Origin of the sequence: Actinoplanes rectilineatus, assembly GCF_000962825.1 — a bacterium.
Classification (GTDB): domain Bacteria; phylum Actinomycetota; class Actinomycetes; order Mycobacteriales; family Micromonosporaceae; genus Actinoplanes; species Actinoplanes rectilineatus.
The window spans coordinates 1-374 of record NZ_JZKF01000255.1 but is presented as its reverse complement, the minus strand read 5'-3'; the positions used below and the strand labels follow the sequence as shown (position 1 = coordinate 374).

The 374-nt window shown below is 69.0% G+C and carries 1 protein-coding gene; it reads left to right on the top strand.

Annotated elements, in window-relative coordinates:
- A partial coding sequence (locus tag WH85_RS46335; protein WP_169792586.1) for a CAP domain-containing protein occupies nucleotides 1-345 on the top strand: 345 nt, incomplete at its 5' end.
- Nucleotides 346-374: the final 29 nt, after the last annotated feature.

Below are 374 nucleotides of genomic sequence, written 5' to 3'. Positions count from 1 at the left end.
AACGTCGAGCGCACCTCGCACGGCTGCGCCCCGCTGACGGAGAACAAGGCACTGACCGCCGCGGCCCGCACCCACAGCGCGTGGATGGCGCAGACCGGCGCCTTCTCCCACACCGGCAACGCCGGATCGAACTTCGTGGCCCGGGCCAAGGCCGCCGGGTACGCCAAGCCGTCGGCGGAGAACATCGCCTACGGCTACCGCACCGCCGACACCGTCGTGCAGGGCTGGATGAACAGCACCGGCCACCGCACCAACATCCTCAACTGCAAATCCAAGACCGTCGGTGTCGGCGTGGTCTTCTCCGCCAGCGGCACCCCGTACTACACCCAGGACTTCGGCTTCTGACGGTCCCCCCGCCGTCGAAGCCGGAAAGC